The sequence below is a fragment of the Oceanisphaera sp. genome (assembly GCF_048268965.1).
Classification (GTDB): domain Bacteria; phylum Pseudomonadota; class Gammaproteobacteria; order Enterobacterales; family Aeromonadaceae; genus Oceanimonas.
Map to the genome: position 1 here is coordinate 16,954 of NZ_JBLWUK010000022.1, position 18,413 is coordinate 35,366.

At 57.2% G+C, this 18,413-nt stretch carries 16 protein-coding genes; 14 read left to right on the forward strand and 2 right to left on the reverse strand.

Annotated elements, in window-relative coordinates; translation table 11 throughout:
• Nucleotides 1-48 precede the first annotated feature (48 nt).
• A complete protein-coding gene (locus tag ACN0VL_RS10780) occupies nucleotides 49-2,016 on the forward strand; it encodes an LTA synthase family protein (protein ID WP_417617221.1) in 1,968 nt (655 codons plus the stop codon).
• A gap of 113 nt (nucleotides 2,017-2,129) precedes the next feature.
• Nucleotides 2,130-5,285: an SNF2-related protein gene (locus tag ACN0VL_RS10785; protein WP_417617223.1), complete on the forward strand. Its 3,156-nt coding sequence runs from the start codon at nucleotides 2,130-2,132 to the stop codon at nucleotides 5,283-5,285.
• 83 nt (nucleotides 5,286-5,368) lie between these two features.
• Here ACN0VL_RS10785 and ACN0VL_RS10790 read toward each other — a convergent pair whose 3' ends face one another.
• Nucleotides 5,369-7,144, reverse strand: coding sequence for a hypothetical protein (locus ACN0VL_RS10790; RefSeq protein WP_417617225.1), 1,776 nt, complete (start codon nucleotides 7,142-7,144; stop codon nucleotides 5,369-5,371).
• Nucleotides 7,145-7,263: 119 nt separating this feature from the next.
• Here ACN0VL_RS10790 and ACN0VL_RS10795 point away from each other — a divergent pair, with 119 nt between their 5' ends.
• The 8 genes from ACN0VL_RS10795 to murQ all read left to right on the forward strand — a co-directional run bounded on the left by ACN0VL_RS10795 (nucleotide 7,264) and on the right by murQ (nucleotide 15,170).
• Entirely contained in the window at nucleotides 7,264-8,052 is a 789-nt protein-coding gene (locus ACN0VL_RS10795) for a glycosyltransferase family 32 protein (protein ID WP_417617226.1), read from the forward strand.
• 303 nt (nucleotides 8,053-8,355) lie between these two features.
• Nucleotides 8,356-8,985: a guanylate kinase gene (gene gmk, locus ACN0VL_RS10800; protein ID WP_417617285.1), complete on the forward strand. Its 630-nt coding sequence runs from the start codon at nucleotides 8,356-8,358 to the stop codon at nucleotides 8,983-8,985.
• Between the two features lie 49 nt (nucleotides 8,986-9,034).
• The gene (rpoZ, locus tag ACN0VL_RS10805) at nucleotides 9,035-9,310 is read left to right on the forward strand and encodes a DNA-directed RNA polymerase subunit omega (RefSeq protein ID WP_417617228.1); all 276 of its coding nucleotides are present in this window, start codon (nucleotides 9,035-9,037) and stop codon (nucleotides 9,308-9,310) included.
• 83 nt (nucleotides 9,311-9,393) lie between these two features.
• The gene (spoT, locus tag ACN0VL_RS10810; protein WP_417617230.1) at nucleotides 9,394-11,511 is read left to right on the forward strand and encodes a bifunctional GTP diphosphokinase/guanosine-3',5'-bis pyrophosphate 3'-pyrophosphohydrolase; all 2,118 of its coding nucleotides are present in this window, start codon (nucleotides 9,394-9,396) and stop codon (nucleotides 11,509-11,511) included.
• A gap of 141 nt (nucleotides 11,512-11,652) precedes the next feature.
• Complete coding sequence (locus ACN0VL_RS10815) at nucleotides 11,653-12,690, forward strand: alpha/beta fold hydrolase (RefSeq protein WP_417617232.1); 1,038 nt, start codon at nucleotides 11,653-11,655, stop codon at nucleotides 12,688-12,690.
• Nucleotides 12,691-12,834: 144 nt separating this feature from the next.
• Nucleotides 12,835-13,020 (forward strand): hypothetical protein, encoded by a 186-nt coding sequence (locus ACN0VL_RS10820; protein ID WP_417617234.1) that lies wholly within the window; start codon nucleotides 12,835-12,837, stop codon nucleotides 13,018-13,020.
• A 2-nt stretch (nucleotides 13,021-13,022) separates the two neighbouring features.
• Nucleotides 13,023-14,126: an anhydro-N-acetylmuramic acid kinase gene (locus ACN0VL_RS10825; RefSeq protein ID WP_417617236.1), complete on the forward strand. Its 1,104-nt coding sequence runs from the start codon at nucleotides 13,023-13,025 to the stop codon at nucleotides 14,124-14,126.
• A 126-nt stretch (nucleotides 14,127-14,252) separates the two neighbouring features.
• Nucleotides 14,253-15,170 carry an N-acetylmuramic acid 6-phosphate etherase gene (gene murQ, locus ACN0VL_RS10830; RefSeq protein ID WP_417617238.1) on the forward strand — a complete coding sequence of 306 codons (918 nt, stop codon included), beginning with the start codon at nucleotides 14,253-14,255 and terminating at the stop codon, nucleotides 15,168-15,170.
• A 131-nt stretch (nucleotides 15,171-15,301) separates the two neighbouring features.
• On the opposite strand, the gene ACN0VL_RS10835 is transcribed toward murQ, so the two are convergent.
• On the reverse strand, nucleotides 15,302-15,625 hold the full coding sequence (locus tag ACN0VL_RS10835) for a hypothetical protein (RefSeq protein WP_417617240.1): 324 nt from the start codon (nucleotides 15,623-15,625) through the stop codon (nucleotides 15,302-15,304).
• Between the two features lie 269 nt (nucleotides 15,626-15,894).
• On the opposite strand from ACN0VL_RS10835, the gene ACN0VL_RS10840 reads away from it, so the two are divergent.
• The 4 genes from ACN0VL_RS10840 to ACN0VL_RS10855 all read left to right on the forward strand — a co-directional run bounded on the left by ACN0VL_RS10840 (nucleotide 15,895) and on the right by ACN0VL_RS10855 (nucleotide 18,306).
• Nucleotides 15,895-16,023 carry a hypothetical protein gene (locus ACN0VL_RS10840; RefSeq protein WP_417617242.1) on the forward strand — a complete coding sequence of 43 codons (129 nt, stop codon included), beginning with the start codon at nucleotides 15,895-15,897 and terminating at the stop codon, nucleotides 16,021-16,023.
• A gap of 145 nt (nucleotides 16,024-16,168) precedes the next feature.
• Nucleotides 16,169-17,044 carry a sulfurtransferase gene (locus tag ACN0VL_RS10845; protein WP_417617244.1) on the forward strand — a complete coding sequence of 292 codons (876 nt, stop codon included), beginning with the start codon at nucleotides 16,169-16,171 and terminating at the stop codon, nucleotides 17,042-17,044.
• A 1-nt stretch (nucleotide 17,045) separates the two neighbouring features.
• Complete coding sequence (locus ACN0VL_RS10850) at nucleotides 17,046-18,137, forward strand: YeeE/YedE thiosulfate transporter family protein (protein WP_417617246.1); 1,092 nt, start codon at nucleotides 17,046-17,048, stop codon at nucleotides 18,135-18,137.
• A gap of 1 nt (nucleotide 18,138) precedes the next feature.
• Nucleotides 18,139-18,306, forward strand: a complete 168-nt coding sequence (locus tag ACN0VL_RS10855; RefSeq protein WP_417617247.1) for a hypothetical protein — start codon at nucleotides 18,139-18,141, stop codon at nucleotides 18,304-18,306.
• Nucleotides 18,307-18,413: the final 107 nt, after the last annotated feature.

Here is an 18,413-nt window from a genome sequence, read left to right on the forward strand (position 1 = left end):
GGTCAATCGACTATCTGCTGCAATGCCTTAACCTGCCGAGACCTTATTTTGTTCACCAATACCCTACGCATTCTATTACTGCTGCTGACCACCGCCGTGATCAGCAAAGTTGCCCTTGCCGCGCTTAACCCCTACCTGGCGGCGCAGTTATTCAGTCGCGAAGGTGCCTACAGCCTGTGGTGGGGGTTGCGCCTGGACATGACCGCCGCTACCGTATTGGCAACGCCGATTGTCTTGCTATTGTTTGCAATTCATCTGGGTGGTGGCCGCCCCGGTCTGATAAAACCACTGCTGTTTTTGGCCGGTTTATGGCTGATACTGACCACCACGGCCGACGCCATCTATATGCTGGAAGCGGGCCGCCATGTCACCTTTGAAGTCTTTACCGGCAGTGGGCTGGAACAGGGGCTGGTGGCCACTGCATTGACGACCTATATTGCGCAGACGCTCACCGGACTAGGCTTGACGCTACTGCTGGCCGTGGCGACCTGGATGTTGCCGCTGTCCGGCCCACCACCTGGCCACACCTCACAGAATCACGCCTATAAAAAAGCCCGCTGGCCTGCCGCCGTCAGCATATTAGTAGGCTGGCTGGCCTTCACTACCACAGCGGTGCGCGGCGGCTGGAGCGATGCGCCACAATCCCCCATGAGTGTCTATAAAATCGGCGATCCCAATCAGGCCGCCCTGGCATGGAATGCGCCTTATGCCATCAGCTATTATCTGGCCAAAGGTAAAAAGCGCGCCGCTCGACAACAAACGTCTGCTCCCACTCCCCAGGATATGGCCCTGCTCGCCGACTATTTCAGCAGTCATCACCAGCAAGATCTGCAATTACCCACCAGGCAGGCCAATGTGCTGATAGTGCTGCTCGAAAGCTGGCCCGCGGTCGACTTATCAAGTTATACACAGGCCAATGGCGATGCCGCCCCGCCCTCGGCGGCCCCCTATTTTGATGCCTTGCGCCAGCAAAGCCTGACCACCAATGCCTTGTACGCCGATGGCTATCGCACCGTAGAAGGCATGTTCGCTACCTTTTGCTCGTTTCCCAATCCTGTTGGTGGCGGTGTAGCCGGCACTCAGCTGCAAGGTGCCGACTATTATTGCCTGCCCCGCCTGCTTAAAGAGCAGGGCTTTGATACCCACTTTATTCAAGGCAGCGGCAAGGGCATTGTGGGGGCCTTTGCGCAAAGCCTGGGCTTCACCCACTCCTACGGTAAATCCGACTATGATTTTGCCGGCACCGAGAATTACTGGGGGTACATGGATGATGATATTTATCGCTTTACCCTGGATAAACTCGCCACCCTGTCAGCCCCCTATCTGATGACAGTGAATACCGGTACCACCCACGACACTTATCTGCCCGACGAAAGCGACTATATTTTTGGCAAGGAGAACAGAAGCGCGCTGCGTCGAAATGTCATTCACAGTGCCGATGGTGCCTTGCAGCGTTTTTTAACCCGGCTGCCCCAGGTGGTTACCGAGCCCACCCTGGTAGTATTGATGGCCGATCACACCGCATCCGTCGAACCCAGGGGGCTGGAGCGCAATGCCATTCCTTTCTTGATGTTTGCCACCGATGGCTCTGTGCCGGCGCAAGCGGCCTCAGTGAGTGCCGGCCAGCTGGATATCGCCCCCTCCATTATCGACTGGCTGGGCGGGAATGTGCCCTGGTTTACCGGACAATCCCTGCTGGCGGAACACTATGATGGCTTTGCTCACTACTCCGCAGGCCAAAGTGTTAACTGGATTGAAGGCAACCGGCTGGTACGCTTTGATGTCACCAGCAATGACAATATCGAGTGCTTGCGCATCAGTGATAACGGCCTGTCGCTCACCCCGGACAGCTGCGCCGGCGCACATTACGCCGATATGCAGGAGCGAGCCCGGGCGTACACCCGATACACTCAATCATTGCTGTTTGCGGGCAAAACCGGCGAGTTTGTAGAGTTGTTGTCGCACGCAGCCACCCGGCAGCAAGCTAACCTGGCGATGACGGAGCGGAGCGAGTAGTCATCCGGAAGAGCACTCGACAGCTGCCGTACCGAGGCCGGCTTGTCCGTTTCTCCTGTACTTCCGCTCCATTATCATAGCGACTGACAGTTCCACCAACAGCGACGAACGACATGCACTTTACCACCGACGAGATTCAGAAAATGACCTCCCCCGCGGCCTTCAAGCGGGGTGAAGCCTACTTTCGCCAGCACAGAGTATTGTCAGTCAACCTGGACGAGGTACATGAGCAGATCGTTGCCGATGTAAAGGGCACCGAGTCTGCTCCCTATGAGGTGTACCTGTTCTGGGAAGGCGACACCCTGGTCTCGGACTGCAGCTGCCCGGTGGGCTACAACTGCAAACACGGGGTAGCCGTCGCCCTGCAGTGGCTCAACGGCTCACAGGCAACGGACAGTGCCTCGGCGGTGTCGCCCCTGGAACAATGGCTGGCCGCCCTGCCCGCCGAAACAGAGCCGGACTCAGGCAACGGCGGGCTGCAGCCGGGCCGGCATTATCTGCTGTATCGGCTGGAACACCATCAGGGCCAGTTTGTGCTGGCGCTGTACAAGGCCTATCTGAAAAAAGACGGCAGCTGGGGCCAGCAAAAGCCCTATTATGTGAGCACCTATCACCTGACATGGGACACGCCGGACTTTTACCTGCCGGACGATCTCGTCACCCTCAAGCAGCTGCCTGCACTGACATACAACAGTGCCATGCTTCCCCTTCAGGGAACGAGCGGTTATCAGGCGCTGTCCCGGTTGTTAAACAGCCAACGCTTGATGCCGGTGTTTGGCAATCGGCCATTACAGCAAGCCGAGCCACGCGCCTTGAATTGGGAGTGGCAGGCGTCCGATAGCGACCAGCAACTACTCGCCAAGCTGGACGGGTTAACCGACTGGCAGCTGCTGGCCGTTAATCCGCCCTGCTATCTGAACAGGGAAAAAGCGATTATTGGTGACATCATCACGCCGCTCGGCGGTGAGCAGATTGCCCATCTGTGCGCCATGCCACCGGTTCCCAACAAGAAGATGCCCACCATTGCCGCCCATCTGCGCCGGGTTTTTACTCCCGAGCAACTGCCACTGGAGCAGGAGCCGGAGCTGATTACCGCCGATACCCCCATTCCTCATCTGATCCTGACGGTGGCACACACACAGGCGGGGCTGCCGCGACCCGGTGCCAAACTGCAGTTCGACTATTCCGGTATCGTCCAGCGCCCCTGTTATTTTTCCGACGTTCCCGAACAGGCACAGATCCATGAGCACGCTGGCCACCAGTACCTGGTTAAGCGGGATGAAGCGGCTGAAAATGACTACTGCGATCAGCTGTACGATCTGAATCTTTGGCTGAACGCCGGGCTGGACGAACTCTGGACGCCGGATACCGATGACGACGTCCAGATCGTGCGCGAATGGCAGACGCTGCTGGCGGAAGGCTTTCCCGAGCTGGAACGTCAGGGCTGGCACATCAGCCAGGCACCGGATTACCGGTTCGAGATACACGACGCCCGCTTCGACATCGAGCTGCAAGACAGCCACAACAACTGGTTCGATTTCTCTCTGGGGTTGCAGCTGGGCGAGACCAGACTCGACACCATGGAGGTGATCGGTGCCTGGCTGCAGGCCGACATGCCTGCCGAACTGCTGTTGCCGGTCGGCGACGACTGGTTGCGGGTGGATACCCAGCCGCTCTGGACCATTCGCGATCTGCTGATGGAGCTGTTCGACCAGGACCGACTCGATCAGCCCGTGACCCTGCCCGCCTTTCAGGCGGCGCAGCTGCAGGGCCTGGAGCTGGATGCTCGCCAGGCGCCGTTGACCCAGGCCATGATGGCGCAGCTACAGGACTTCACCGGTCTGCAGCCGGTGCCGGTCCCGACAGGGCTCAAAGCCGAGCTGCGCCCCTATCAACAACAGGGGCTGGACTGGCTGGGCTTTCTGCATCGTTATGGCCTGGGCGGCATTCTGGCCGACGACATGGGGCTGGGCAAGACGCTGCAGACCCTGGCGCTGATCCAGCACCTCAAGGAAACCGACCAGCTGCGGCAACCGGCCATGATACTGGCCCCCACCAGTCTGGTCGGCAACTGGCAGCATGAAGCGGCCCGCTTTACTCCGGATCTCAGGGTGCTGATCATTCACGGCCCCCAGCGCCATGCCGCCTTCGAGCAAATAGCCGAGCACGATCTGGTGATCACCACCTATCCACTGATACTGCGGGATGGCGAACATTATGCACAGCACCACTTCAGCGTACTGGCGCTGGACGAAGCCCAGGCCATCAAGAACCCCGTCACCAAGGTTGCCCAGCGGGTGCGCGAGCTCAAGGGCGGCCTGCGCCTGTGCCTGAGCGGCACGCCGATGGAAAATCACCTGGGCGAACTGTGGGCGCTGATGGACTTCGTGCTGCCCGGCCTGCTCGGTGGCCGCAGCCGATTCCAGCGCAACTATCGCCAGCCCATCGAAAACGACGGTAACCGGCAGCGCCAGCAAGAGCTGGGGCAACGGGTCGCCCCCTTTATGCTGCGCCGGACCAAGGCCGAGGTGGTGAAAGAATTACCGGAGAAAACCGAAATCACCCAGTATGTGGAATTGCAGGGCAAACAGCGGGCCCTGTACGAAAGCATCCGGGTCAGCATGGAGCAACGGCTGCGCACCCTGATCGCACAGAAGGGCATGGCCCGCAGTCATATCGAGTTTCTCGACGCCCTGCTCAAACTGCGACAGGCCTGTATCGATCCGCGTCTGGTCAAGCTGAAGAAAGCCGCCGATATCCGGGAACATGCCAAGCTCGACTGGCTGGCGGACACCATTCCCCGGCTGCTGGAAGAGGGACGTAATATTCTGGTGTTCTCCCAGTTTACCGAGGTGCTGGGCCTGATCGAGACCGAACTCAAACAGCAGAGCATCGCCTACAGCAAGCTCACCGGCCAGACCCGCAAACGCCAGCAGGCCATCGACCGCTTTCAGCAGGGCGAGGTTCGGGTGTTTCTGATCAGCCTCAAGGCCGGCGGCAGCGGCCTGAACCTGACGGCGGCGGACGTGGTCATTCATGTAGACCCCTGGTGGAACCCGGCGGTGGAAAATCAGGCCACCGACCGGGCCCATCGCATCGGGCAGGACAAGCCGGTGTTCGTGTACAAGCTGGTGGCCACCGACACGGTGGAAGAGCGCATCCAGCAGATGCAGCAACAGAAACAGGCGCTGGCCGACGCCCTGTTCAGCGACGCCGGCAGCGCCGGCCTGCCCTCGGATTCAGACAGCCTGCTGGCACTGCTGAGTTAAAACGAGGCCGAAGGAGAGCAAACCTGCCGGCTGCACTCCTTCTCCTCACGCCTCACGCCTCACGCCTCACGCCTCACAATAGATTACACCATGCCGTAACCGGCCTGATGCAGGGCCTGACGGAAGTCCTGCTCCCGGCGAGGCTCAATCAACAGTCGATTATCGCCCGCCGTCTGGCACAGATTTGCAGTTAGCGGATGAGCGGCAATGGCGGTCGCCGTCTGCTCGTCCCGGCAATGCAGCAGCAAACGGGAGCCGGCCACCGCTACCGCCCGGGCATTGCCCTCGCAACTGACCAGCAGTTGCTCGCTGTCTTCCGGCAAAAAGGGCTGGGGATCACGCTTGGCAATAAAGTCGCGCAGCGGCTCCAGGCTGCCCCCGTTTTCCAGCAGGGTCAGCATTTTCTCCCCGGACAACTGCCAGCCATGCTCGCCCAGGGCATCCGCGAACCCCTCGATCAGCAATTGCTCCGCTTCGGTCGGAGGTTGGCTAAAGCCGAGTCGCCCACCCTTTTGCATGGTCAGGGGTGTCCGCTGGCTGGCAGACGGGTCCTCATAGTCTCTGGTCAGCCCCAGGCAATAGGCACCCAACGCATTCAGCCGCACATACAGCAGGCCATCGTAACGGCTCAGGCAATACACATCATCGGCACCCCACATATAGCCGTAGTCGGGCTCCGGCTGCTGGGGCGGTACCAGCACCACATCAATCAACCCCAGGGTAGCGGCGTATTCCATCAGCACACAGCGCAAATAACGCCCCTGCAGCACCTCCCACTCGGCATGGTAAAGAGTGCCATAATGGCGCTCGCAGAGGTAAAGGGTACTGACATCCTCGGTGATCTCGAATTCATGGCCGCCGACCAGTATAAAACGGGACAAAGCCGGATAAGAAACCCAGCCTCCGGCCGGAGCTTCGGTCAGGGCCGCCGCAATCGCATGCCGGCGATCCGGTACCGGCGTCAGGCTCTTGGCGCCTTTGCCGGTCTGTCCCTTGACAATATCGATGCGAGAAAACTCGTCCAGTATCTGGCTATCCAGCCAGTCCAGCCACAAATGCCTCAGGGTCTGATGCAGCGGGGCCGACATTTGTCCAAGCCCTTCGGAAGTCAGCACCAGCCGGCCGGCTTGTCGCTGTACCCAGCGTGAAGCCTGTAACAACATGATCCAGCCAAAGGCCTTGATATGCGCCACACCCGGGGCATCTTCGCAAGGGGCGTCCGGATAATACTCTTCCAACCGGGTCGAGATCTTTTGCAGCAGCGCCTTGCCCGGCAGACCGGTTTTATCGCTGACCTTAAGCTTTCCCTCCTGCAGCAATACCAGCATCAGTCGCAACTCTCTTGCCGCCGCCCGCTCTCGTTCCACTATCACCATATTGGCAGGCTGCGAGGCCGGCAATTCATCGGGCAGCAACCGCGCCGGCTCCGGAGGCGAGACCAGCGATATTAGCCGCTCCTGCAGCCAGTCCGGAATGCGCTGCCCTGACTGGTTTCGCCCCGGCGGATAGAAGAACCACCCCAGCTTGTACTGCTCGGCCGGGGTATGGTAATAGTGGTAACGCTCGGTAAACCAGCTCGGCAAGGCGCCAAATTCCACTTCAAAGCGACGCTCGTCAAACCAGCCGTCGCTGCTGTAAAGGCTGGTACGCACCGCTTGCTGTTCCAGTGGCGAAAGCGACTGCCACACCAGTGCCAGTCCGTTCCCGGACAGCCATGTCTTCATTGCGTTTACCAGCTCCGCCTTGCGGGCCGGAGCCGTGCCGGCGGCTGGACACGACTTGAACCGGGGCTTGAGTTGATCCACGGTCAGCAGGTTCAAAATATCCAGAAAGTCTTGATCATTATGGTTGGCCGGCACGGTAAGCTCCTTTTAAATTGGGGTTATGCCATCTTTGTGGACCGTCAGCGGTCGGTCTGCTGGCCGAACATGCTAGAATAAATCAGGTTTTAACTCCACGACTTGCCACAGGAGCTCCAGTGACGGCGCATAGACTACTGACCAACCGGCTAATCAAGCTCGTTGCCAACATTACCAAAGTGCTGAGCTACGGCTTTCACGCTCTACTGCCCAAGAAGCGCTTTACCCTGCCGGAACGCTCCGGTGCCTTGATAAAGGGCAAAGACAGGCCCATTCCCCGAATCATCTGGCAGACCAACTACACCAACAAGGCCACACTGCCGGTTTATCTCAACTATCTGTTTAACCGTTTGATGTCGCCGACCTTCGAATACCGCTTCATGATCACCGAAGCCCGGGCCGACTTTATCAGGGCCAATTATTCTCCGGAGATTTTCGACGCCTACTCCCGCTTGCAAATCGGCGCCGCTCAGGCCGATTTCTGGCGGTTACTGGTGCTGCAAAAGCATGGTGGCGTTTATCTGGATATAGACGCCCACGCGGTCTGGCCGCTGGGCTACATCATCAAGCCCGAACATCAAGAGTTGTACATCATTCGCCAAGGCAACGAACTGACCAACTACTTCATCGCCAGCAAACCCGACAACCCCAATCTGGCCCGTCTGATCGATACTGTGTTGACCAATATTCAGGAAAATAAAATTAACGGGGTTTACAACATGACCGGCCCGGGCGTGTTCAACCAGGTGCTGGATTACCAGAAGGTGCCCACAACCTTCTATCGCACCACCTGTAATCAGGGCAGCTTTACCAACGAGCACTTTCAGTACATCGACAAGCCCCAGGGAAAGTGGACCAAGGAACAGCACAAGGTTGACGTGGTCCGGAAGAGCTCGCCGGAGGAGTGAACTCTCTGGTCAGAAAGTCGCACCTCGATCGGGGAAAAGACGGCCGCAGGTCTCCTTGACACTCGTAATAACTCGGTTTTTACGAATCATTCGGCAGGAAAAAACTGATAGAGCCGAAGCCACTACCTGATCATAATGAAATTTGCGTGGAGGGCACTTCCGCAGCAAGCTATAGTTACTTTTGACTGGTCGTTGTCTTTACAGCGGCCATTTTTTTATTCCTCGTATTCTGGTAAGATCCGCCGCCCTTGGTTCCAGCCCATGCGCGGTGCTGGCAGATAAACCCGAATGGGCACGATACTTATGGCGCACTGCGGTACCTTATTTATTATTTCTTCTCCTAGTGGCGCAGGCAAATCCAGCCTGATCCGGGCCTTGCTGGAACGTCCCAGCGCCGACGGCAAGCTACAGGTTTCAGTTTCTCATACCACCCGGGCCGTGCGGCCAGGTGAAGTGGATGGCATTCATTACCACTTTATTGACCAGCCCGAGTTTAAAACGCTGATTGAACGCGGTGCCTTCTACGAGTGGGCCGAAGTGTTTGGCAACTACTACGGCACCTCGCGCGAATGGATTGACGAGCAGTTGGCACAAGGCATCGATATTCTGCTGGATATCGACTGGCAGGGCGCCCGCCAGATCCGCGCTCAGTCTCCGAGCGCCAAATCCATCTTTATTCTGCCTCCCAGCCGTGTCGAGCTGGAGCGCCGCCTTAATGCCCGGCAGCAAGACAGCGCCGAGGTCATCCGGGGCCGCATGGATAAAGCGGTATCGGAAATGTCCCACTACGACGAATACGACTATCTGCTGGTCAACGACGATTTCGACCATGCATTGAACCAGCTTAGCGCCATTATCGAAGCCGAGCGTGCCAATACCGGCAAGCAGGCGATACGTTTCCAGGACTTGCTTTCCGGCCTACTGGCGGAATAAGCTAAGATCCATTAGAATTCTGCACCTTTTTTAATCATTGGAGTCCATTATGGCACGCGTTACTGTTGAAGATGCTGTTGAGCAAGTTGGCAACCGTTTTGATTTGGTTCTGGTTGCTTCCCGTCGCGCCCGCCAACTGGCGACTCAGGGCAAAGACGCCCTGGTTCCGCTGGAAAATGACAAGCCGACCGTTGTTGCACTGCGCGAAATAGAGCAAGGCCTGGTTAACCATGCGGTGATGGATGTACAAGATCGCCAAGAGCAGCAGGAAATGGACGCCGCCGAGCTGGCTGCCGTTGCCGCCATTGCCGAAGGCCGCCTGTAAGCTTGCACCAATGTGCCCGCCCGTTACCGTGCGGGCCCTGCCTCAGAATGGCGTATTGACGATATCGTTTATCGAGGTATAGATTGTATCTATTTGAATCTCTAAAAGAGCTTGCCACCAGTTATCTCCCGGCCGAGCAGGTAGAGCAGCTCAAGTCTGCCTATGTGGTCGCCAGAGATGCACACCAGGGGCAGACTCGTTCCAGTGGCGAGCCTTATATCACCCACCCGGTGGCTGTGGCACGCATTCTGGGAGAGATGCATCTCGATCATGAAACCTTGATGGCGGCGTTGTTACACGACGTTATCGAAGACACTCCCGTTACCAAGAAGATGCTGTCCGAGCAATTTGGCGATACAGTCGCCGAACTGGTAGAGGGCGTATCCAAGCTCGATAAAATCAAGTTCCGGAACCACAAGGAAGCGCAAACCGAAAACTTCCGCAAAATGGTACTGGCCATGACCCAGGATATTCGGGTCATCCTGATTAAACTGGCCGACCGCACCCACAACATGCGCACCCTTGGCGCACTGCGGCCGGATAAACGTCGTCGCATTGCCCGGGAAACCCTCGAAATTCACGCCCCCCTCGCTAACCGCCTCGGCATACACAGCATTAAAAACGAGCTCGAAGAGCTGGGACTGGAAGCCCTGTATCCCATGCGCACTCGCGTGCTGCGTGAGTCTGTACGCCGTGCACGCGGTAATAGGCGCGAGATTATTCTGTCGATTCTGGAAGAAATCAGTGGTCGGTTAGACGACTCTCACATAGAAGCGTCGGTATCGGGTCGCGAAAAGAACATGTTCTCCATCTATAACAAGATGGTAAAAAAAGAGCTGCAGTTTCACGAAGTAATGGATATCTATGCCTTTCGGGTGATCGTTAAGGATATTGATACCTGTTACCGGGTGCTGGGCCAAATGCATACCTTGTACAAACCTCGGCCCGGTCGCTTTAAAGACTACATCGCCATTCCCAAGACCAACGGTTATCAGTCACTCCACACCTCTCTGGTGGGCCCACATGGCGTGCCGGTAGAAGTGCAGATCCGTACCGAATACATGGATCAAATGGCCGATAAGGGAGTGGCGGCACACTGGGCTTATAAACAAGACTCGGAGCGCTCCAATAGCACTGCACAGGTTCGCGCCGAACGCTGGATGCAAAGCCTGCTCGAGCTGCAACAAAGTGCCGGCTCCTCGTTCGAGTTTATTGAAGGGGTTAAAACCGATCTTTTCCCGGACGAAATTTATGTGTTTACCCCTGAAGGCCGTATTTTAGAACTGCCCTCTGGTGCTACACCGGTCGATTTCGCCTATGCGGTACATACCGATATTGGTCATGCCTGCGTGGGCGCCAGAGTCGATCGCCAGCCCTATCCACTCAGTCAGCAGCTGCATTCAGGCCAGACCATAGAGATCATTACCGCTCCCAGTGCCCGACCTAATGCCGCCTGGCTCAACTTTGTGGTCACGTCGCGCGCGCGCACCAAAATTCGTCAGTTTCTTAAAAACCTGCGTACCGAAGAATCAATCTTGCTGGGCAAACGCCTGCTAAACCATGCCTTGGGTGCCAAGAACCTGGAAGACATTCCGGTCGAGCGTATCGAACAGGTACTGAAAGACACCAAACATGGTTCGATCAACAGCCTGCTGGCGGATATTGGCCTGGGTAACGCCATGAGCGTGGTCATGGCCCGCCGTCTGCTGAGCAAGCCGAACGAGATGCCGACAGAACGCAACAGGGCCATGAAGAAGATGCCGATCCGCGGCGCCGACGACATGCTGCTCAACTTCGCCAACTGTTGCCGCCCGATCCCTGGCGACCCCATAGTGGCGCATATCAGCCCCGGTCGCGGTCTGGTGGTGCATCTGGAGTCGTGCACCAATATTCGTGGTTACAGCAAAGAACAGGACAAATATCTGCCGGTGCAGTGGGACATGGAGCAGGATTTCGATTTTGAGTTTAAAACCGAAATTGGCATCGAACTCATCAACCACCAGGGTGCGCTGGCCGAGCTGGCCAATGTGATTGCCGCCACCGGCGCCAATATTCACAGCATTGCCACCGAAGAGAAAGATGGCCGTGTCTACCAGGTAGAGCTGTTGATCACCACCAAGAGCCGTATTCACCTGGCGAATATCATGCGCAAGATCCGCGTTACACCTAACGTACTCAAGGTCTACCGGCTTCGGAAATGAATCCGGTGAGGAGTGAAAAGTGGGGGAAAGAGCGGCAGGTGAGGAGGCACAACCTCTCATGTCGGGCCTGGTGTAATCCCCCGTCCTTTCACGCTACACTGCTATCCGTTTTGTCCAATAGTAAACCGTTCGGAGCCTAATATGCTTGCCCGCCTGTTGCTGATCGGAATGTGTCTGTTTATGAATATCGCCATTGCCGCACCCGAGTTAACCACTGAATCCGAGCTGAGCGACCTGGGAGGCCCCGGGCTGAATGCCTATTGGCAACGGCAGGCCGAACGCGGGCAATTCAGCAGCCACGACGGTTTGACACTTCCCTATGCCAAGCTATTCAACAGCCAGCATCAAAAATCCATCATACTGGTGAATGGCCGCACCGAAACCTTCCTGAAATATCAGGAGCTGGCGCGGGACTTATTCAACAACGGCTACAACGTCTACCTGTATGATCATCGCGGCCAGGGGCTGGCTCCGCGGCTGCTGGACGATCCCCAAATAGGCTATGTGGCCGACTTTGACGACTACGTGCAAGACCTGGAGCAGTTTGTGCAGCAAGTAGTGCTGCAGGAGCCGGTAGAGGGACTCTACTTGCTGTCTCACTCCATGGGGGGCACCATTTCGGCGCTGTGGCTGAGCCAAACCCAGGTTCGACTCCAGGCGGCGGCGCTGTCATCCCCCATGATGGGCATTTACCACAAACCACTGCCTCGCTGGCTGGTCAACGGCCTGCTCACCGTATTTGATAGCGGCTGCCGCTGGCTGGGCCATACGGCGTGTTACGCACCGGGCCAGGCCGATTATCAAGACCTGGAGTTCAAGGATAACGTGCTGACCCAAAGCGAAGTGCGTTATCAGCTGTTTCGGGATCTCTATCAGCAGCAGCCTCAAGTACAGCTGGGCGGTGTGAGCGTGCACTGGTTAAAACAGGCGTTACTGGCGGGGGACCAGGCCATCAAACAGGCGAGTCGCATTACCATTCCGCTCTTGGTCTTGCAGGCCGCTAACGATGTGGTGGTGGACAACACCGCACAAAATGCCTTTTGCCGAGCCCTGGCCCATTGTGATGGTGGACAACCCAGAGTCATTAAAAAGGCATCCCACGAGCTGTTTATCGAGCAGGACCGGCAGCGTCGCCCCGCACTGGAAGCCGTGCTATCTTTTTTTGAGCAGCACCCGTGAGACAGCGGGAAGCCGTAAGCTGTCAGCGATCAGCTAAAGACCAGACCCGGCACAGCGGTCGGTAGCAAGCTCACCGCTGTGTATGGGGCTGACCGCCGCCCAACGGGTTGATGTTGTGCCCGACTATTCAAGGAACCCTCTCTCATGCGTCACACTGCATATTATGCGCTTTCTTTGTTGGGGGTGGCATTGGCCTTAACCGCCTGTAGCGCTCCCCCGCCGCCACCTGAGCCCACTCCCGTTGTCGCGGTGCCCGAGCCCAAACCGATTGAAAACGAGGTGATCAGCATCCCAGAGCCCCCCATCCTAACCTTGCCTGGTGACTGGTAACCATGGAACTCTTTATCGGCATTATGTCGGGCACCAGTCTGGATGGGATAGATGCGGTGCTGGTGGCCACCAATGGCAAGCAAGTTGAACTAAAAGCCAGCACCAGCCGCCCGTTTGCCACTCGTTTGCGCCAACAGTTGCTGAGCCTGGCCGGAGGCAGTGCCATTACCGCCAGGCAATGGGGCGAACTGGATACCGAGCTGGGCCAGGCCTATGCCGATATTGTGCTGCAATTGCTCGAGGAGTCTGGCACTCCGGCCGCGCAGGTGCGTGCCATTGGTTGCCATGGTCAAACCGTGTGGCACCACCCCCAGGGACCGTTGCCGTTCTCACTGCAACTGGGTGATGCCAACCGGATAGCCGCCCAAACCGGTATAGTGGCGATTAATGATTTTCGCCGTAAAGACATGGCCCTGGGTGGCCAGGGCGCACCCCTGGTACCCGCCTTTCATCAGCAGGTGTTGGGCAACAGCGGCCAGATGCGCATCGTAGTGAACATAGGTGGCATCGCCAACATTACCGTACTGGCCCCGGGGCAACCGGTGCTCGGCTACGATGTTGGCCCGGGCAATATGTTGATGGACTCATGGTGCAAGCGGCACTGTGGCCAGCCCTATGACAAAGACGCCGCCCTGGGGTTGCAGGGGCAGGTTGATACTGCCCTGTTGGCCAGGCTACTGGCCGAGCCCTGGCTGGCATTGCCTGCTCCTAAAAGCACAGGCCGCGAGCTGTTTGACGAAGCCTGGCTTACCGCTCGCCTCCCCGCCACCTTACCCGCAAGCATCAGGGTAGCCGATGTACAGGCCACCCTGGCCGAGTTTACTGCCAGCGCCATTGCCAACGAAGTCAACAAGTGGCCAGCCGGCGAGCTGCTGGTGTGTGGTGGTGGGGGCCACAACCCGTTATTAATGCAGCGCCTGGCAGCCCTGCTGCCCCGTTGGCACGTGGACACCACCAACAGTGCCGGCGTCGATATGGACGCCATGGAAGCCATGGCCTTTGCCTGGTTGGCCCATCAAACCTGGCATGGCCTGCCTGGCAACCTGCCCGCCGTCACCGGCGCCAGCCGACCGGCCATTTTAGGTGCCATTCACCTACCGGGATAAACGGTGAAGGGTAAAGGGGAAAGCATGAGAAGCTACGCACAACAGCACTCTTTCAGGCTTTGGTTGTTCCCCTTCACTCTTTACGCTTCACTATTCCCCCCACCTTCCCCCAGATAGGAGTACTTCATGCCCACCCCGAACTTGCTGCGTGATCTGGCCAAACTGGCTTCCGAAGGGCGCAACCCCGACACCCTGCATATCGACCGCCAGTCCACCCTCGATATGCTCACCACCATGAATGCGCAAGATAGCCAGGTACCCCGGGCGGTTGCCCGCGTGCTGCCCGCCATAGCAGCCGCCGTCGATCACATAGTGACGGCGTTTCAACAGGGGGGACGGCTGATTTACATGGGTGCCGGCACCAGCGGTCGCCTGGGCGTGCTGGATGCCTCTGAGTGTCCCCCCACCTTCAGCGTACCTGCGGATATGGTCATCGGTTTGATTGCCGGCGGCCCCGAGGCCATGTTTCGCGCTCAGGAAGGCGCCGAAGACAACCCGCAGCTGGGTGCCGACGACCTGCAGCAGCTGACACTCACCGCCAGGGATGTGGTGGTGGGCATAGCCGCCAGTGGGCGTACCCCCTACGTACTGGGCGGCCTGCACTACGCCCGCAGTATAGGCGCCACCACGGTCGCACTGGCGTGCAACAGTGGCTCGGCGATTGGCAAGGCTGCCGACATTGCCATCGAGCCCGAAGTCGGCCCCGAGGTCATTACCGGCTCGACGCGTTTGAAATCCGGTACCGCGCAAAAGCTGGTGCTCAATATGCTGAGCACCGCCAGCATGATCCGCATTGGCAAGGTTTATCAGAATCTGATGGTGGACCTGAACGCCAGCAATCTGAAGCTGCAGGCCCGCGCGCAGCGCATCGTGATGCAGGCCACCGAGGTAAGCGAAACGCAGGCAGCGGCGGCTCTGAGTGCGGCAGATAACAACGTCAAACTGGCGATTTTAATGCTGCTTTCGGGGCTGGATAAAGCCACAGCCCAAGCTCGATTACAGCAACACCAGGGCGTATTAAGCAAAGCCGTAACGGAAGAGTGAAAGGAATACGTGAGGGGTGAGGGGTGAGGGGTGAGGAGTGAAGGGCGAGTAAACACCGAATCTGCAGGCTCAGGGTTTGCTGTTCACCCTTTACACCTCACCCCTCACGATAAGTTGGCTTACCGCTATCTTTACGGATCTTGATCTTCGCCCAGCTGGGCGCGGAGCTTTTCTTCGCGGCGCAAATACCAGCTGGCCTTGAACGATGTCCACCAATCATGGGACAGCTCGCCGCCGTAGGCCTCTAATAGCTTGATGACCCGCTCCAGAGTCAACACCGCCACATCGTACTCGATTTCGAGCCACTGCTTGCGCACCACCACCTTGGACACACCGGTTTCACTGTTAAATTGCTTGGCCAGCAGCTCTATCTGTAGCTGATTCAGATTATCCAGCCGCAGCCTCCGCCGTACCGGAACAAGTTCGGCATGGTCATTATTGCCTGATGTGGTCATCTGTCCCTCCTTGCTTGCTCTTTACTTTAGTTAAGCGGCTGCCTGACGACAGCTGAGCCACCCCCTGATTAAAGGATAAAGCCGAGCCGGGCATTTGCATCCCCGGGGGCTATTGCCCCTAGCTTGCTCTGTCAACATATTGGCTCAGTACAGGCAAAAAATCATCTACCACATTATCAAGAGGCTATCATGGACGCTATCGTTACTCTCAGGCTACCACTGCCAAGTCCACCGTTACACTGCCCGCCATTGGCCAGGGCACCTGGTACATGGGCGAAGGGCTGGCCCTGATTGATACCGCCGAGATGTACGCCGACGGTGGCGTCGAAGAGATAGTGGGTGAAGCTGGGGCCGGTAGACCTTCGTTCAGTGCTCCTCTGCCGAAAAATAAGTTATAAGAAATAATTATTTTTGCAACAGCACGCTCTGTGCGAGCATAAATGCCCCATTAAGGAGCTCACCGCGATGAAACACTACTACGCCAGTCTGGCGTTTTTTTTGTGCTTGATATTTGACAGCGCTCAGGCTGCAACCTACCCGCCCTTGTTGGAAGCGCAGCAGCTGAATAACGCGCTTGGGGCCGAACCAAAACTGCATATTGTCGATATTCGCAGCCCAGCAGAGTACGCAGCAGGGCATATTCCAGGCGCGGTGTCAGCACCTTATGGCCAATGGCGCGGCCCGGCGAATAACCCCGGTCAATTATCGGATACCGCGTATTTCGAGCAACTCACCCGCCAACTTGGTTTAACCGACCAACAGCCTATCGTTGTTTATTCTAGCGGTGCCGATACCACGGACTTTGGCGCAGCCGCACGGGTCTACTGGACACTTAAATATCTGGGGTTAACAGATTTAAGTGTGCTCAATGGTGGTTTCTTGCACTGGCAAAAAACACGGCAATCCATTGCCACCGACACACCCCAGGTGCAAGCCAGCCAATTCACGGTGCAAAATAATCCCAAGGTGGTGATTTTCAAAGAAGAGCTGCTGAATAAAATTGCGCAACAAGACACCCGCTACCAATTATTGGATGCCCGTCCACCTGCTTTCTACCAAGGTAAAGTAAAGGCACCCACTGCCAGCATCGGCGGTACCATTGCCACTGCGCAAAATGCGCCCTTTGGGCAATGGTTTAATAAAGACGATATGCGCGTCCGCCCCGTGGCTGAAATTAAAGCGCTAGTACGGGCACAAGGCTTGGACCAAGCCCAGGAAACCGTGTCCTTTTGTAATACCGGCCATTGGGCTGCCACCAACTGGTTTGTGTTGTCTGAACTGGCAGGCCTGCAAGATGTACGCCTTTACCCCGCCTCTCTGGCGGAATGGACTCAGGATCAAGAAAGCTTGCCGATGGACAATACCCCCAGCCGCTTCGAGCAGCTGAAAACTAAACTTTCCAAGTTGGTAGCTCAATAACATGAACAATCGTTTGGCTTTAACCCTGGTGTTCGTCGTTTTTACCGGCTTTTTATTTTGGTTTGTCTCCGTACGCCAAAGCCTGTTATTTATCGTGGGGATTGGCTTGGGTGCCGTGCTCGCGGGGGCGCGCTTTGGTTTTACTACTGGCTGGCGCAACCTGATTGAGCAGCGTGATGCCAGTGGCGTATTTGCGCAACTACTCTTGCTCGCCATTGCCGCCGCCTTTTCCATGCCCTTGCTGGCCAGCTTCCCGACTGAGCTGAGCGCCGCTTTAGGTCCGCCAAGTATCAGCCTGCTGGTGGGCGCCTTGGTATTTGGCGGTGCAATGCAAATTGCCGATGGCTGTGGTTCCGGCACCCTGTATAAAGCCGGGCTGGGTATTCCCTTGAACATGGCCATTCTGCCGGTGTTTGCCCTGGGCAGCTTTTTGGGTTCGGCACACCTTGGCTGGTGGCTGGAGTTAGGCCACGTACAACCCGTAGGCTTGGTAGAAGAAGTGGGCTTAAGCGGCGCACTCGGGCTTACCTATCTGGGTTTGGTCGTGATTGGTGTGGCTGCCTGGTGGTGGTCAAAAACCAGTGGCGTGTCACGCAGCCTCTTCAATAAAACCTTAATCATGGGGGCCGTGCTGATTGCGGGATTAGCAGTATTAAATCTGGTGATTGCCGGTCAGCCTTGGGGCGTGGTGTATGGGTTTGGTTTGTGGGGCGCAAAAATTGCTCAGGCGGGCAACCTGTTTGACCCAGCCAGCAATGCCTTCTGGAGCCAGCCAGTCAACGCAACGACACTACAACAATCAGTATTTTTAGATATCACGTCGATCACCAATATTGGTATTTTGGCCGGTGCCCTGTGGATTTTCTCTCGTAAGCAGTCTGGCAAGTCAAACAAGCTCAATAGCCAACAGTGGATGGTGGGCATTATTGCCGGCTTCTTGTTGGGGTACAGCTCGCGCCTGGCCTTCGGCTGTAACGTAGGCGCCATGGTCAGCGGTATTTCGACCGGCAGCCTTCATGGCTGGATTTGGGTGGTCATGGCTTTTCTGGGCTCGCTGATGGGTGTACGCGTGCGCCGTTACTTTGGGTACTGATATGAGTAGATTAAACAGCTTACGTATGGTGGTATTTTGGGCCCTGCTGGTCGGATTTTTCGTTTGGGATTGGCACTGCTCACAACCCGTCAACTTGCGTTTGGAAGCCCCCATCATTGCCATCGGCTCGGGGCAGGCGCCTTCTGGCGGGCATTGCGCCACCTTCTAGGCTTTGTCGGCCTATCACATTGCGCGTTGGCGCTGTCTCTGGCGCTTTCGCTGCTTGACAGCAGATACCACCACAACCGTGAAATGCCATGAACGGCATTTCACGGC

Coding starts and splice junctions, on each gene's coding strand:
- ACN0VL_RS10835 (WP_417617240.1), bottom strand. CDS start 15,625: ATGACCACATCAGGCAATAATGACCATGCCGAACTTGTTCCGGTACGG.
- ACN0VL_RS10785 (WP_417617223.1), top strand. CDS start 2,130: ATGCACTTTACCACCGACGAGATTCAGAAAATGACCTCCCCCGCGGCC.
- ACN0VL_RS10815 (WP_417617232.1), top strand. CDS start 11,653: ATGCTTGCCCGCCTGTTGCTGATCGGAATGTGTCTGTTTATGAATATC.
- murQ (WP_417617238.1), top strand. CDS start 14,253: ATGCCCACCCCGAACTTGCTGCGTGATCTGGCCAAACTGGCTTCCGAA.
- gmk (WP_417617285.1), top strand. CDS start 8,356: ATGGCGCACTGCGGTACCTTATTTATTATTTCTTCTCCTAGTGGCGCA.
- ACN0VL_RS10825 (WP_417617236.1), top strand. CDS start 13,023: ATGGAACTCTTTATCGGCATTATGTCGGGCACCAGTCTGGATGGGATA.
- ACN0VL_RS10820 (WP_417617234.1), top strand. CDS start 12,835: ATGCGTCACACTGCATATTATGCGCTTTCTTTGTTGGGGGTGGCATTG.
- ACN0VL_RS10855 (WP_417617247.1), top strand. CDS start 18,139: ATGAGTAGATTAAACAGCTTACGTATGGTGGTATTTTGGGCCCTGCTG.
- rpoZ (WP_417617228.1), top strand. CDS start 9,035: ATGGCACGCGTTACTGTTGAAGATGCTGTTGAGCAAGTTGGCAACCGT.
- ACN0VL_RS10850 (WP_417617246.1), top strand. CDS start 17,046: ATGAACAATCGTTTGGCTTTAACCCTGGTGTTCGTCGTTTTTACCGGC.
- ACN0VL_RS10840 (WP_417617242.1), top strand. CDS start 15,895: ATGGGCGAAGGGCTGGCCCTGATTGATACCGCCGAGATGTACGCCGAC.